This window comes from Nonomuraea sp. NPDC001699, from assembly GCF_053596455.1.
This window is the reverse complement of sequence record NZ_JBSFGF010000006.1, coordinates 350,869-364,774: the sequence shown is the minus strand read 5'-3', so window position 1 is coordinate 364,774 and position 13,906 is coordinate 350,869. Positions and strand designations below refer to the sequence as shown.

The window sequence follows — 13,906 nt, the reverse complement described above, 5'->3', positions numbered from 1 at the left end:
CGACATGAAGCTCATCGCAGCGGTCGCGGCCCTGACCGCCCTGTTCCTGTGGGTCCCGAGCCCCGCGCTGGCCGACCCCGGCGCCCCCACCCAGGCCGACATCGACGCCGCCAGGACCGCCGCCGCGGGCGCCGGCGACACGGTCGGCCGCTTCTTCGCCGGGCAGGGCAGGCAGACCAGCCTCGCCCCCGTGCCGGCGCGGATCGACGGTCCCACGGTCGCCGTCAACGACCTCAATCCGGACTTCGTCGCCGGACGGTCGGCGGAGATCGCCCGCTTCGCCTTCCTCGCCACCGGGGCGACCGCGCCGGACGGGCAGACCGCCTCCGTCTGGACGACCCGCGACCGCCGGGGCACGTGGGTGGTCAGCAACATCGCCAGCGGCGGCGACGAGCAGACGTACGCGGGCCAGACCGGCACCGTGTTCCGCGAGCCGCAGCTCAACGCCTGGTACGCCCTGCGCGACGGCACGGTCGTGCCGCTCAATGCCGAAGCGGCGCAGTCGGTCGGCCGGGCCGGCGTCCCCGTGGCCGACTACCGGCGGCTGGCGCAACAGCGCTACGCCGCCAAGCTCCCCGGCAGCACCTATGCCAGGGACGGCTACGCGGGCGGCTACGGCGTCCCCGGCCCGGGGGGCACCCCCCTGCCCTGGGCCGTGGGCGCCGTGGTCCTGCTCGGCGCGGCGATCACCGTTCGCCTGCTGAGAACCCGCCGCACCTGACAAGATCCGGTGCACGGCCCGCGCCTCCACGGCCATCTCGGCGGAGGCGCGGGCCTCCCTTCTGAGTAGCCCTTACTCATGCCGTCCACCGGCACGCGCCCCCACCATGGCGGCACAGCTGCTCATCCACGAGGGGGGACGACCATGGCAGACATCCTCAGCGCGGCGGCCGCGGGGCCACCGGCTCCACCGTCCGCGCCGGTGCTGGACAACTCCGCGCGGGAGGTGCTGAAAGGCACGCTCGTTCCGCTGCGGGTGCCCACGGCGCACGACGATCCGGGCGGCGGCATCGTCAAGCTCGGGGCGGTCCGGCAGCTCGCGCTGGCCCCCGGCGACACCGACGGGGTCCGCGACCGCCTCCACGCCGGCAGCGCCGCCGAAGGCGTGTCCGGCGAGGCGCTGGACCTGCTCAGGCGCTTCGAGGAGCAGCCCGCCGCGGCACTGCGCCCGGACCCCGCCGCGCTGTCGCGGGTGCCGGCCGCCGAACTGGCGCTGTTCGCCGGGACGCTCGTCGAGCTGCGCGCCGAACGCCTGCGCGAGGCGGAGCGCGCGGGCGCCGGGGACGCCGGCCGGGCCGCGCAGGCGCTCAACACCGCCGCGGTGGCCCTGCGCGGCCTGACGGTCAACACCGCCGCGCCGCCCATCGGCCTGCTCAACCTCGAACGCATCGAGATGGTCCCGGTCGGCATCCAGCGCGGCGAGCTCGTCTCGACCATCCCGCTCGCGCCCGGCGAGGAGACCGCGGTCACGCACAAGGAGTGGTCGGTCACCTCGAAGGAGTTCACCACCATCGTCACCGACTCGCTGGAGGCGGTCAGCGAGACGGGCGTGACCGACAACACCGACCTGGCGCAGTCGACGTCGTCGCAGAGCCAGCACTCCAACCAGTTCAACATCACCGGCACGGTCCAGGGCGGCATCCCGATCATCTCCGGTTCGAGCACCACCGGGTTCACCGCGCAGGGCTCGGAGTCGGCCTCGGCCGCCGAGAGCGTCAAGCACGCCCGCGCCACCACGCAGAAGGCGTCCTCGCGCTCCCGCCGCGAGCACAAGGTGACCATCTCCACGACCACCGTGACGGGGTCGGAGGAGACCTCGACCCGGATGCTGAAGAACACGGGCAACGACCCGGTCCGGATCGACTACTTCAGCCTGATGCGCAAGTGGCGGGTCCGGCTCTACCGGTACGGGCTGCGCCTGACGTACGACATCGCGGTCCCCGAGCCGGGGGCGTCGATGCGGCGGGCGTACGCGGAGCTCGAACTGCTCCGCTCGCGGCAGGGGCCCTTCGAGTTCCCGGTCAGGCACGCCGACATCACCACGGACCTGGTCGACCAGGACGGGCATCCGTCGCCGACCGGCGTCCCGAAGTACCAGTGGCTGGCCGACCGGTACGGCGTCACCGTCCGGCCGCACCCCGAGGAGCCGACGCCGCTGACCGTCAGCTCGCACGTCAACACCGACGGGAACTGGTGGTTCCTGGACCTGGAGTTCGACGTGCCCGGCGGCACGCACATCCGGGAGATCATGCTGGACGCCCAGGTCGGCAAGGACGACTCCGACGACAAGATGAACTTCGACGTCATCGGCGCCCGTTCGGAGCCGACGTGGCGCAACCTGTCGGACGCGCTCATCATCCGCGACCACCGGATCATGTCCTTCGACGGCGCCACGCCCTACATGCGCGGCTTCACCGGCCGTCACAAGATCACCTTCTTCTTCCACCACTCCGAGCGGGTGTTCGTCGGGCTCGGCGTGCGGCTCGACCTGACGGACGAGGCCGTCGAGCAGTGGCGCACCGACGTCTGGAACACGCTCTACAACGCCGCCCAGACCAGGTACTTCGCCGAGCAGGAGGACATCGCCGCGCGCATCGCGGCCGTCGAGGACGGCCTGGCGAACGTCGACACCCTGACGCTGCGGCGCGAGGAGAGCGACGAGATCATGAAGTGCGTCCTGCGGTTCGTCCTCGGGAGCGACTTCGACTTCATGCCGGCCGACGTCCTGGCCGCCTTCCTCGCCGCGCACGTGGACCTCCAGCACGGCATCGGCTTCGACGGGCCGAGCCTCGGCCTCAGCCCCGAGCAGTGGACGCTGCTGCGGCGGCACGAGGACCTGGTGCGCTTCATCAACCAGGCGATCGAGTGGGAGAACGTGGTCACGTTCCTCTACTCCTACTTCTGGGACGTCCCGCCGAGCTGGCCGTTCATCCGGCAGTTGCGGCACCCGGACCCGACCAGGCAGGCGTTCCTGCGAGCCGGCAGCGCGCGGATCGTCCTCACCGTGCGCAAGGGCTGGGAGGAGGAGTGGATGCGCTTCGCCGAGGGAGGCGCGGTCGGCGCGCCGGTCCCGGCGCCGTACCTGACGATCGCGCAGGAGATCGCGGCCTACGACGATCGCAACTATCCCGGCATCCCGCCCGCCAACCCCGAACGCGCCGCCGCCCGGCTCCAGGACGCCGCCTTCACCACGTCGTCCTCGGACCTCGCGCCGAGCCCGAACCCGGTGAACATCAAGGTCGGCAACAGCTCGGCGTTCGTCGTCGGGCTGCCCGTCGTGCTGGACGTGGAGGACGACCGCCGCATCCAGGAGGCGCAGGTCGTCGTCGCGATCCCGGACGCCACGCACATCGTGGTCGAACGCCTGAGCTTCGCCCACCGCGGCACGCAGTCCCCCGTGCCGATCCTGCAACCCGGCGAGAAGGGGGCGCTCATCGCCGAGTGGCACGAGTACACGCCGTCGTCCGGCACCGACATCGCGCTCACGTCCAACCTCGCGACGATCTCGTAGGGCGGCGGGCGGCCCGATGACGTACTTCTGCTTCCAGAGGAGCCAGGACGACCGGGTCTCCCGGATCTCCCTCACCGTCGGCGAGGAGAGCCGGCCGATGATGTGGAAGGGCGAGAAACCCGACGACAACGTGCACGCCGTGCTCTTCCACCACGATCCCGGGCTCGTGTTCCTGGAGGAGACCCGGGCGTCCTACTCGCCGCAGGGCTCGTACCGGGTGTTCGCGCTGACCGGCAGGACGCCCGGCTCGGGCCGGTTCGAGGCCGTCGACGTGCCGCGGACGGGCGCCCTGAGGACGCTCGGCCAGTTCGACCTCGACGTCCGCGACCCCGCCGACGACCAGGCCGACCTCGTCTACACCGGCAGGTTCCTGTACTGGCGCAGGTCCATGCCCGCCTCGCTCCGGGGTTCGGGCACCCTGCTGTACGCCGCCACCTCGGGCCTGGTGGGACACCAGATCGGCAGCATGCAGAACAGCAAGGACCACGGCCCGCTGCCCGAGGGGCTGTACACGTTCCTCACCCACGTCGATCCCCGCCAGAACTCCGTCGAGGCGGCGAACCAGCGCGGCGACAAGGCCGTCTCCAATCCCGGGGAGGGCATCCAGTTCCTTCCCGTGGGCGGCAACGGCCCGGTCTTCCCCGACTGGGGCACCTTCCGCGTCCGGCTCACCCCGATCCAGGGGAACATGTACGGGCGTGGCGGCTTCTACCTGCACAACTCACACAAGGGGTACAGCCACGGTTGCGTCGAGGTCGGTGTGAACGCCGACGGCCTCGACTTCTTCTCCGGCCTGCTGGCCTACGCCGGCAGCCAGCCGCGCAAGGCCAAGCTGGTGCTGCGCGTCAAGTACTCCTATCCCGAGCAGGGCACCCTGGGCAGAACCCTCCGCTGACGCGCCCGGGGGGTTCCTGGGCTCACCGTCACCAGTAGCAGCGGGCGCGGGCGGCGGAGACCGTCACCTCGTGGGTGTCGCCGGCCTTGACGGGCTGGTTGCCGACCAGGACGGTGAGCCGGCCCGGCGCGGGGACCTTCCAGGTGCCGAGCGGGGCCCAGCGGCCGCGGTGGGCACGCTGGTCCACGGTCACCGGCGGGCCGAGGTGCGGTGGGTCGGTCTCGTCACCGTCCAGGTAGTAGAAGGCGAGGCCGGTCGAGCGAGGGTCGTCGGGGATGTGCACGTCGATGGTGCAGCGCGCGCCGCCGCGGGTGTCGAAGTACCAGTTGACGCCCTGGTTGAAGTGGGCCGGCTCGCTCCCGACGCGCAGCGCCAGCGCCGCGCCCGCGCAGCCGTCGCGCTTCCAGCCGCCGGTGACGGGACGCCAGGCTGGGTCGGCGTAGAACCATTCCGCCACGCACCGGGGGCCGTGCACGGCCCGCCATCGGACGGGACCGGAAGGGGTGGGGCCGGGCGGCGGCTGGGTGACCACGACGGTCCCGGGATCACCGGCCACCGTGGCCCCGACCTCCACCGAACCGCCCGTCGTGGACGCGGGCGCGGGGCTCGTCGCGGAGGCGGGCGTCCGGCCCGTCGTGGACGCGGGCGCGGTCGTGGGGACCGTCGGGGAGGCCGGGTTCGGGCCGGGCGTGGAGAGGGTCGGGGTCGGGGCGGGCGTGGGGGTGGCGAGGTGGGGGAACAGGACGGCGGCCGTCGCGCCGAGGGCCACCAGGGCCGCTCCCGCCGCCAGTGCCCGCCCCGGCCAGGACGCCCCGCCCGGCCGGGCCGTCGACCCGGTGGGTTCGCCCTCGGCGGGGCCGGTCTCGCCGACGAGTGCCTGGTACTCCTCGTCCGAGCCCCACGACAGCGGGTCCACGGCGTTGCCGGCCAGCGCCGCCACGCGCTCGGACGTGAACCGCTCCGCCGGGTCCCGCGCCGCGCACGAGCGGATCAGCTCGGCGAGCGCGGGCTCGACGCCGTCCACGTCGATGTCGGTGTTCAGGCTGCTGTACAGCACCGCCATCGGCTCGCCGCGGCCGAACGGCGGACGGCCGGTGGCGGCGTAGGCGACCGTGCCCGCCAGCGCGAAGACGTCCGCCGCCGCCGTGACCGGCTCCTGCCGCACGGCCTCGGGAGCGATGTAGCCGGGCGTGCCGACGATCTCCCCCGACGTCGTGATCGTGCTCTGGCCGGGGGCCCGCGCGATGCCGAAGTCGATCAGCTTCGGCCCCTCGGGCGACAGGACGACGTTGTGCGGCTTGAGGTCGCGATGCTGGACGCCGTGCCCGTGCACGTCGGCCAGGGCGGCGGCCAGCCCGGCGAGCAGCCGCCGGCACAGCCCCGCCGACAGCGGCCCCCGCTCCGACACCGCCCGCAACAACGTCGGCCCCCGCACGTACTCCGTCGCCAGCCAGTACGGCGGGGCCGTCACCCGGGCGTCCACCAGCGGCGCCACGTACGGGCTGCGCAGGCCCCGCAGGGTCGCCGCCTCACGGCGGAACCGTTCCATGGCCTCGGCGTCGGCGGGGTCGTGCCGGATGACCTTGATGGCCATCAGGCCCCGGCGGCGGCTCCTGGCCAGGTACACGACGCCCATGCCGCCCGCGCCGAGGCGCCCGAGCAGCCGGTGGCCGCCGATCTCGGGTGGGTCCGTCGCCTGTAACGCCTGCACGCTCATCCCAGCCGATCATGACAGACCGGGCGCGCGGGAGGCAGCCCCCAGCAGGGGCGGGCGGGCGGTCAGGCCGGGCCGGCGTCGCCCACGGGGAGCAGGCCGCGTTCGGCGAAGACCTTCTTGGCCGCGAACGTGGCGTTCAACGCCCGAGGCATGCCGCAGTAGACGGCCGCGTGCAACAGGGACTCGGTGATCTCGGCAGGGGTCAACCCGACGTTCAGCGCGGCGTTGACGTGCACGTCGAGCTGGGGTTCGCAGCCGCCGAGCGCGGTGAGCACGCCCAGGGTCACCAGCTGACGGTCGCGGGGGGCCAGGCCGGGACGGTCGTAGATCTCGCCGAAGGCCCAGGCGACCACCTGGTGGGCCATTTCGGGCGAGACGTCGGCAAGGGCGTCGACGACCCGCTGCCCGGCCTCGCCGTCGATCTCCCGCAACACCTTCAGGCCATGCTCGTACCGCTGCTCCCGCTGGGGTCCTTCTTCAAAGTTCGTCATGTGACGGAACGCTAGGCGTTAGAGCGCGCTCAAACGCAAACCGGACCTCCAGCGAGGGCGGCGAAGGCATCCGGGGGCGTCCGGGAGGCATCCGGAGGGCGTCCAGCCGGATTGCCTCGCCATTTGTTGGCGATTCTCCCGCCCCCTCGACGCAGCAATGTCCGACTTATTCAGTACTCGCGCAGTTTTGCTCCAGATATCAGCACTAGTACAGAGATTCGGCGAAACATCATGCTTACTCGGGCTTGACGAACACCACAATTCCCCCGTTCTCGCCGACCCGCCGCCACTCCAGGCGCTCATACAGACGAATGGCGTCCGGCGCGTGCACGGAGGTCAACAACCAGCTCCGGCGTCCGCCGCACAGAAGGTCCAGAATGCGGCCCGCCAGGCCCCGGCCACGGGCGCGCGGAGCGACCGCCAGCTCGTCCACCTGCAGCGCGCCGGCCAGGAGCCGGGACACCCCGTCCGGCCCGAGCGCCGCGAGCACCTTGCCGTAGCTACGGGTCTCCGGCAGCGGGGACGCCGTCGGCCAGGCCGTGCCGAACCCGCACGGTCCCGCGTCCCCGACGGCCAGGACGGCGCGGAAACCGGGCAGCGCCGCGTCGGCGGCGAACCGCACGCCGAAGTCGGCGACCTCGGCCTCCCCCTCGTTCCACGGCGGCCCGGTGAACACCTCCCGGTAGAGGCCGATCAGCTCCGCCCGGCGCGCGAGCGCCTGGTCGCCGGTCAGCAGTTCCAGCCGCACGTCCGTACGATTCGCCACACTCCACCTCACTGTCTACCTACAGTACGACAGTGACGATAGCGGATCTCGAACGAAACCGGCACCCCCGCGCCCACCGCACCGGCGACCCGGAGCGCATGTTCCCGGCAGCGCCGCATTTTCGGGATGACAGCGCTAGGAATTGATCCAGTCTCAGTAAAGCGACACCACCGCTGGTTGTCGCAATAAACCCGGACAAGTCGGCTGTAAGGGCCTGGTAAATCTGGTCAAGCTTTAGGAGCTCATGCCTGTCTTGTCAGAACTCCGAACTCAATGCGCGGGTAAGACTGCTCATGCCGGAGACCGACGGCAGTCGAGAAGTCCCGCGGCGGTTCTGGAAACTTCTGAACGGAAAGCGCGATGAAATCAATGATGAACAAGCCGGCGGCCGTGCTCGCCACGAGCGCGTTGCTGCTGCTGGGTGGCGGCCAGGTGCCGGCACAGGCCAGCACGGCCGGCACGGCGTCGTATCAGAGCCCGTCCGATGAGAAGCCGGTCCTGAGGGGCGGCTGCGGCTGGCGCCACTGCGGTCCCCGCTGGTGGGGTCCGCGCTGGGGCGGCTGGTGGGGCGGCGGCCATGACCACGACCACGACGACGACGACCACGGCCGCCACCACCGCGTGGGCCCCCGTGGTCCTCAGGGCCCCCGCGGCCCCGAGGGCCGTCCCGGCCGCCCGGCCATCCACAAGCCGGACCGCCACGACCACGACACCGACACCGACGACCGTGGCCCCGACACCCACCAGGAAGACGACGACTGGGGCGAGTGGGGCGAGAACTTCGACGGCTTCTAAATAGCAGCCCTCGGCGAGGTTCCCGCTGAGACAGCAGCACGCTGAACGGCGGGGTTCCCGGCGACGTGGCGCGTGCCGGCCATCCGGACCAAGACCGGCTCCCGGTCCGGCGACCGGCCACGCCCGCCATGTCCCGGCGAACCCCGCCCTCCAGCACGCCACCCCTCCCCCGCCTTCTCCTGCCCCCACCCTTCTCCCGGCCTCAGCCTTCTCCTGACCCCCGCCTTCCCACGGCCCCCGCCTTCCCTCGGCCCCCGCCGTCCCTCGGCCCCGCCATCCATCCTTCGTGAGTCCTCCCCGGTGCCCTTCGCACCAGCCCCGCGAGCCCCTCCAGACGCTCCCGCCGCCCCCGCACCGCCTCGCCCCCGGCAGGCCACGCCGTACCGCCGAACGGGAAAACGGACGGTAATGCCTTTTCCCATCGCCTGGGCTATGGTCGGCCTTATGAAGGGACCGTGCAGAGTGCCACGAGGCCCCATCGCGCTGTGCTGCGTGGTGGGCCTGGTCCTGCTGTCCCTGCTGGTCGCCGGCCCCTCCTACGCCGACGGCCAGGCAACCGCGCACCCCCTGTCCGCCGGTCACGAGTGGACCCCGGACAAGGGCGGCGACCGGATGCCGAGCCTGCCGCCGCAGGTGTCCAGCGGCCGTGAGCACCTCACGCTGACGCTCTGGCCGCCGCCGCGCGGCGGGCGGCACCTCCAGGCGGCCCATCTCGCGCTGCTCCCGGCGCCCGGCCCCGACGCGGCCGCGATCCGCGACCCGCAGCAGGTCGGTCACCGCACGGCGGGCTCGCGCAGCCCGCCGTTGATCTAGCTCCCTCCCTCTTCACGAGTCGCCGCCTCCCGGCCCGCCCAGCGCGCCGCGGGGCCGGTCGTCGCGCCCGGCCGCCGCACGGCCGGGTCCGCGCGTCGTCCGGCCGTCCGCGGGTTCCCGCGCGGCCGGAGAGCGCCGTCGTGGCGTCCCCGCCTGCGGGATGCGCCTTTTCTCTCGTCTTTCGCGTACGAGTTCTCCGCGACAGAGCAAGGAGCCGATCATCGTCATGTCCGACGCCGGATCAGTCCACGAACACTCACCGCGAACCTCCGCGGTCCACCGCGCCCACGTGGTGCTCGACCTGGGCACCTCGCGCACCCGTTCGCTGTCCCTGGACGGGTTCGCCATCGCCGACCGTCCCACGGCGGTGGTCGTCCCGTCGCCGGAGAGCGCGGCCGGGGTACCGGTCCGTCCGGTGCGCCGGGGCATGGTGGTCGACCCGGGGGCCTGCCTGCGGCTCGTGCACCTCGTGCTGCAGGACGCCTGGCTCTCCGGCGGCCGGCCGCTGGAGCACGTGATGACCGCGGTGCCCAGGGCCGCGACGGGCAGCGACCGCCAGGCGGTGCGCGCGGCCGTCGCCGAGGCGGCCGGCTGCCAGGTGACGCTGGTCGAGGCGCCGCTGGCGGCCGCCGCCGGCGCCGGTCTGGACGTCGCCGGGCCGGCACCGTACCTGCTGCTGGACGTGGGGGCGGGCATCGTCGAGGCCGTCGTCGTCGGCGGCGGCGCGGTCAGCGACGCGGCGGCGCTCCAGCTCAGCGCCACGACCAGCAAGGGCCTGCTGCCGGACGCGCTGGACGGCGTCGTGGAGATGACCGCTGGCCTGCTGCGCCGCCAGCCCGCCCACCTGCGGCCGGCCGTCCGCGAGAACGGCCTGACCGTCACCGGCGGGGGCGCGCTGCAGACGCGGTTGCTGGACCGCCTGCACACCGCCCTTCGCATCCGGATCAACGCCGCGCCCGAGCCGCAGCACGCGACCGTCCGCGGCCTGCTGCGCCTGTGCCTGCGCCCCGCGGCGCCCGTGACCGCCCTCTGAAACCCCCGCATCCGCGCGGAAAGGAAACCACAATGACCGACCACCTCAGCACCGTGCAGCTCCAGTCCCTGCGCCAGGACCTCGACGAGCAGCTGGAACGACGCAGCCGCCACCTGCTCGGCCTGCAGGCCGAGGCCCAGGACGGCAGCGGCGCGGACGGCACCTGGCAGGAGCTGCTGGCCTCCCTCGCCACCGCCGACCGGGCCATCGCCGAGCTCACCCAGGCCCTCGACCGGCTGACCGCCGGCTCGTACGGCCGATGCTCGCACTGTGAGTCGGGCATCCCGTTCGAGCGCCTCAAGATCCGCCCGCTGGCCCGGTTCTGCATCAACTGCCAGCGCCGGAACGAAGCCGCCTGACCCCTGGACCGGCCGCCCCCGCGGCATGGGGCGGCCGGTCCACCGGGAGCGGCCCGCGTGGACAGGAATATGCAGACCGGTCTAGTGTGTGCCGCATGGCGGTCAAAGGAGACGAGACGCGGGCGCGCATCATCGCGGCGGCCCGCACGCTGGTGGAGGCCCAGGGCTGCCACGGCACCGGGCTCAACGAGGTGCTCGCGATGGCCGGCGCCCCTCGCGGCTCGCTCTACCACCACTTCCCCGGCGGCAAGGACCAACTGGTGGGCGAGGCGCTCACCGCCGCCGGACGCGAGGTCGACACCATGATCGACGAGCTGGCCGGCACGCTCCCGCGCGCCCGCGACCTCGTGCCGGCCCTCCTCGACGCGCTGGCCGACAGGATGGTGGCGGGCGGGTACGCCAAGGGCTGCCCGGTGGCGACGGTGGCCCTGGAGGTCGCCTCGTCGAACGAGCACCTGCGGCGGATCTGCGCCGGCGTCTACGAGGGCTGGCAGCGCAGACTGACCGACGCCCTGCGCGCCGAGGGGCACGAGTCGGCCGACGACCTGGCGGCGACCGTGCTCGCGGTGATCGAGGGCTCGCTGGTGCTGGCCCGCGCGGGCCGCTCCCGCCTGCCCGTCGAACGCGCCCGCCGCCAGGTCGTCAGGCTGCTGGCGTGAGCGGGCGGTTTTCCGTGCCCACAGAATATGCAGATCGGTCTAGAGAGGGAAGTTCCATGGAAGACGCCGTGGTGTTCGGCGCGACCGGTTTCATCGGCAGATGGACGGTCCTGCACCTGCTGGAACAGGGCCGTACGGTGACGGCCGTCGTCCGCCGCGCGGACGGCGGGCTGCGCGCGTGGCTGGGCGAGCACGGCGTGCCCGCCACCCGGCTCACGGTCGTCGAGGGCGACCTCACGGCCCCCGGCCTGGGACTGGACGCGGCCGTCGAAGGCCCGGCGGGCGTGCGGGACGTGTTCAACGCCGCCGGCGTCTACCGCTTCGGCATGGAACGCGAGGAGGCCAGGGCGGTCAACGTCGAAGGCGCCCTCAACGTGCTGCGCTGGGCCGCCGCCCGCCCCGGGCTGCGCCGGTTGGTGCACGTGTCGGGGTACCGCGTCGGGCTGGACCCGCGTCCGCGCCATCCGCTCCCGGAGGCCGAACTGGCGGCCCTGTACCGGGACAAGGGGGCTTACGAGGGGTCCAAGGCCGAGGGGGACGCCGCCGTGCGGGTCGCCGCTGCCCGGCTGGGCGTGCCGCTGACCGTGGTGAACCCGAGCAGCGTCATCGGCCATTCGCTCACCGGCGAGGCCGACCAGTACCTCGGCCTGGCGGGGCTCGTCCGCGACCTGTGGACGGGCCGGCTGCCCGCGCTGCCCGGCGGCGCCCGGACGTTCGTGCCCGTGGTGACGGTGGACGAGTTCGCCCGGTTCATGGCCGCCGTGCCCGAGCACGACCCCGAACCCGGCGGACTGCACTGGGTGCTCGATCCCGCAACGCCCGAACTGCCCGACCTGATCCGGTTGCTCGCGGACCATCTCGGCGTCCGCGCGCCGCGGGTGCGCGTGCCGGTGGCCCTGATCCGCCGCCTGCCGTCCGCGCTGACCGGCGCCGACCCGGAGACGCTGGGCTTCCTGACCGAGGACCGGTACGACACGGGCTCGGCCGACCGGGTCGCCGCGTCCGCGGGCCTGCGGCGGCCTCCGGTGGGGGACGCGCTGCGCCGCTGGGCCGACCGGCTGGTCGCGGACCGGTTCGGCGCCGCCCCGGCCGTGCGTCCCGGCGGCTTCCACGACGTCGCCGGGTCGCGCACCTACCTCGCGGGCGACCGCACGTCACCGCGCCTGGTCCTGCTGCACGGACTGCCCCTGGACGGCGACTCCTGGCACAACCTGCTCGACGAACTGGACGCCGACTCCCGGCACCGCGCCCTCGACGAACCGGACGGCGACCCGCGACACGACGTGCTCGACGAACCGGACGGCGACCCCCGGCACGACGTGCTCGACGAACCGGACGGCACCCCCGCCTCACGGCGCTTCGGGGCGCTCGTAGCCGATCTGCCCGGATTGGGGCGTTCGTCTCCCGCAGCGGCCACGTCGCCGGAATGGCTGGCCGAGTTGCTGGGGCCGGTGCGCACCCGTCCCGTGATCGTCGCGCACTCGGCCGCCGCCGCGCCGGCGCTCCGGTACGCCGCCGCCCAGCCGGACCGGGTCGCGGCCCTGGTCCTGGTGTCCCCCTTCTTCCTCCAGCGCCGGCCGTCCGCGCTCACCCGGCTCCTCGCCGGCCCCCTGCTCGGGAGGGCGGGCGCCGACCGGCTCGCGGCCACCCTCCTGGGCGCTGCGCCGCCGCCGGAGAGCGCGCGGCGGGCGGTCGCGAGCGCCGCGGCCGGGCTCCGCCGTCCCGGGACGGCCCGGCGCACCGCCCGCGCGCTGCGGGCCGCGCACTCCCCCGCCGAACGCGCCGCCCTCCGTACGCTGCTCGGCGGCCCCGTCCCCGTGCACCTCGTGGTCGGCGAGCTGGACCCGCTGACCGGCGACCCCGGCCCCGTTCCCGTCACCGTCGTCGCGGGGGCCGGGCACCACCCGCACCTCACCCACCCGGCCGCCGTCGCGGAGATCGTCCGGCGGGTCCTCCTCGGCCATGAGATCATGACCGGCCCACTCCCCAGCCCTTGAGGAAGCCATGAGCCCCGTCACCTACGTCGAGCCCGACGACGCCCAGCCCGAGATCCCGCTCGCCGGCGGCGACGTCACCGAAGGCGTCGTACGCGTCGGCGACACCGTACGCCGCCCGGTCGGCCCCAACGCCCCGCTGGTCCACGCGCTGCTGGAACACCTGGAGGAGGCGAAGTTCGCGGGCGCCCCGCGCTTCCTCGGCGTCGACGCCGCCGGGCGCGAGGTGCTGACCTTCGTGCCCGGAGAGGTCGCCGGACGCCCGAGGCCCGAATGGCTGGCCGACGAGGAACGGCTGGCCTCCGTGGGCCGGCTGATCCGCGCCTACCACGAGGCGGTGGTGGGGTTCGTGCCGCCCGAAGGCGTACGGGCCGACTTCGGGTTCACCGAGCCGCCGGGCATGCCGCCCGCACCGCCGTACCCGCCGGAGCTGGTCGGGCATCTGGACTACACGCCGGACAACATCGTGTTCCGCGACGGCGTCGCGGCCGGGCTGATCGACTTCGACATCGCCAGGCCGGCCACCCGGGTGGAGGAGCTGATGAGCGCGATGATGAACTGGGCGCCGCTGGGCGACCCGGCCGACGCCGACCCGCCCCTGCGCGACCTGGACGTGCCGCGCCGCTGCCGTCTGCTCGCCGACGCGTACGGGATGTCCGGCGTGGACCGTTCGCGCCTGGTCGAGGTGGCCGTGATGCGTACCCGGCGGTCGTGGTTCTCGATGCGGCAGATCGCCGAGGAGCAGGGCGGCGGCTGGGCCCGGATGTGGGAGGAGGGCGTCGGCGACCTGATCAAGCGGCGTGAGGCGTGGCTGGAGCTGCACGGCCCGGCGATCGAGGCCGCGCTGACCGCGCCCTGACCGGCGTGCCGGCC

General features: G+C 73.5%; 13 protein-coding genes. 10 read left to right on the top strand and 3 right to left on the bottom strand.

Annotated elements, in window-relative coordinates; genetic code table 11:
* Nucleotides 1-4 precede the first annotated feature (4 nt).
* The 3 genes from ACWCSU_RS20975 to ACWCSU_RS20965 all read left to right on the top strand — a co-directional run bounded on the left by ACWCSU_RS20975 (nt 5) and on the right by ACWCSU_RS20965 (nt 4,406).
* Nucleotides 5-721, top strand: a complete 717-nt coding sequence (locus ACWCSU_RS20975; RefSeq protein WP_357710504.1) for a hypothetical protein — start codon at nt 5-7, stop codon at nt 719-721.
* Between the two features lie 144 nt (nt 722-865).
* Nucleotides 866-3,511 (top strand): hypothetical protein, encoded by a 2,646-nt coding sequence (locus ACWCSU_RS20970; RefSeq protein WP_449936839.1) that lies wholly within the window; start codon nt 866-868, stop codon nt 3,509-3,511.
* 16 nt (nt 3,512-3,527) lie between these two features.
* On the top strand, nt 3,528-4,406 hold the full coding sequence (locus ACWCSU_RS20965) for a hypothetical protein (RefSeq protein ID WP_357710500.1): 879 nt from the start codon (nt 3,528-3,530) through the stop codon (nt 4,404-4,406).
* Nucleotides 4,407-4,434: 28 nt separating this feature from the next.
* Here ACWCSU_RS20965 and ACWCSU_RS20960 read toward each other — a convergent pair whose 3' ends face one another.
* The 3 genes from ACWCSU_RS20960 to ACWCSU_RS20950 form a co-directional block, all read right to left on the bottom strand.
* Entirely contained in the window at nt 4,435-6,123 is a 1,689-nt protein-coding gene (locus ACWCSU_RS20960) for a serine/threonine-protein kinase (RefSeq protein ID WP_449936838.1), read from the bottom strand.
* Nucleotides 6,124-6,185: 62 nt separating this feature from the next.
* The gene (locus tag ACWCSU_RS20955; RefSeq protein WP_357710496.1) at nt 6,186-6,614 is read right to left on the bottom strand and encodes a carboxymuconolactone decarboxylase family protein; all 429 of its coding nucleotides are present in this window, start codon (nt 6,612-6,614) and stop codon (nt 6,186-6,188) included.
* Nucleotides 6,615-6,849: 235 nt separating this feature from the next.
* The gene (locus ACWCSU_RS20950) at nt 6,850-7,380 is read right to left on the bottom strand and encodes a GNAT family N-acetyltransferase (RefSeq protein WP_449936836.1); all 531 of its coding nucleotides are present in this window, start codon (nt 7,378-7,380) and stop codon (nt 6,850-6,852) included.
* A 360-nt stretch (nt 7,381-7,740) separates the two neighbouring features.
* Here ACWCSU_RS20950 and ACWCSU_RS20945 point away from each other — a divergent pair, with 360 nt between their 5' ends.
* From ACWCSU_RS20945 to ACWCSU_RS20915, 7 genes are all read left to right on the top strand, one after another.
* Nucleotides 7,741-8,175, top strand: a complete 435-nt coding sequence (locus ACWCSU_RS20945) for a hypothetical protein (RefSeq protein ID WP_449936834.1) — start codon at nt 7,741-7,743, stop codon at nt 8,173-8,175.
* Nucleotides 8,176-8,637: 462 nt separating this feature from the next.
* Nucleotides 8,638-8,988, top strand: a complete 351-nt coding sequence (locus ACWCSU_RS20940) for a hypothetical protein (RefSeq protein ID WP_357710488.1) — start codon at nt 8,638-8,640, stop codon at nt 8,986-8,988.
* Nucleotides 8,989-9,214: 226 nt separating this feature from the next.
* Nucleotides 9,215-10,021, top strand: coding sequence for a rod shape-determining protein (locus ACWCSU_RS20935; RefSeq protein ID WP_449936832.1), 807 nt, complete (start codon nt 9,215-9,217; stop codon nt 10,019-10,021).
* Nucleotides 10,022-10,053: 32 nt separating this feature from the next.
* Nucleotides 10,054-10,380 carry a TraR/DksA family transcriptional regulator gene (locus tag ACWCSU_RS20930; protein ID WP_357710482.1) on the top strand — a complete coding sequence of 109 codons (327 nt, stop codon included), beginning with the start codon at nt 10,054-10,056 and terminating at the stop codon, nt 10,378-10,380.
* A 95-nt stretch (nt 10,381-10,475) separates the two neighbouring features.
* Nucleotides 10,476-11,039: a TetR/AcrR family transcriptional regulator gene (locus tag ACWCSU_RS20925; RefSeq protein ID WP_449936830.1), complete on the top strand. Its 564-nt coding sequence runs from the start codon at nt 10,476-10,478 to the stop codon at nt 11,037-11,039.
* Nucleotides 11,040-11,095: 56 nt separating this feature from the next.
* On the top strand, nt 11,096-13,036 hold the full coding sequence (locus ACWCSU_RS20920; RefSeq protein WP_449936827.1) for an alpha/beta fold hydrolase: 1,941 nt from the start codon (nt 11,096-11,098) through the stop codon (nt 13,034-13,036).
* Nucleotides 13,037-13,043: 7 nt separating this feature from the next.
* Nucleotides 13,044-13,892 (top strand): phosphotransferase, encoded by an 849-nt coding sequence (locus ACWCSU_RS20915; protein WP_449936825.1) that lies wholly within the window; start codon nt 13,044-13,046, stop codon nt 13,890-13,892.
* The last annotated feature ends 14 nt before the right edge of the window (nt 13,893-13,906 follow it).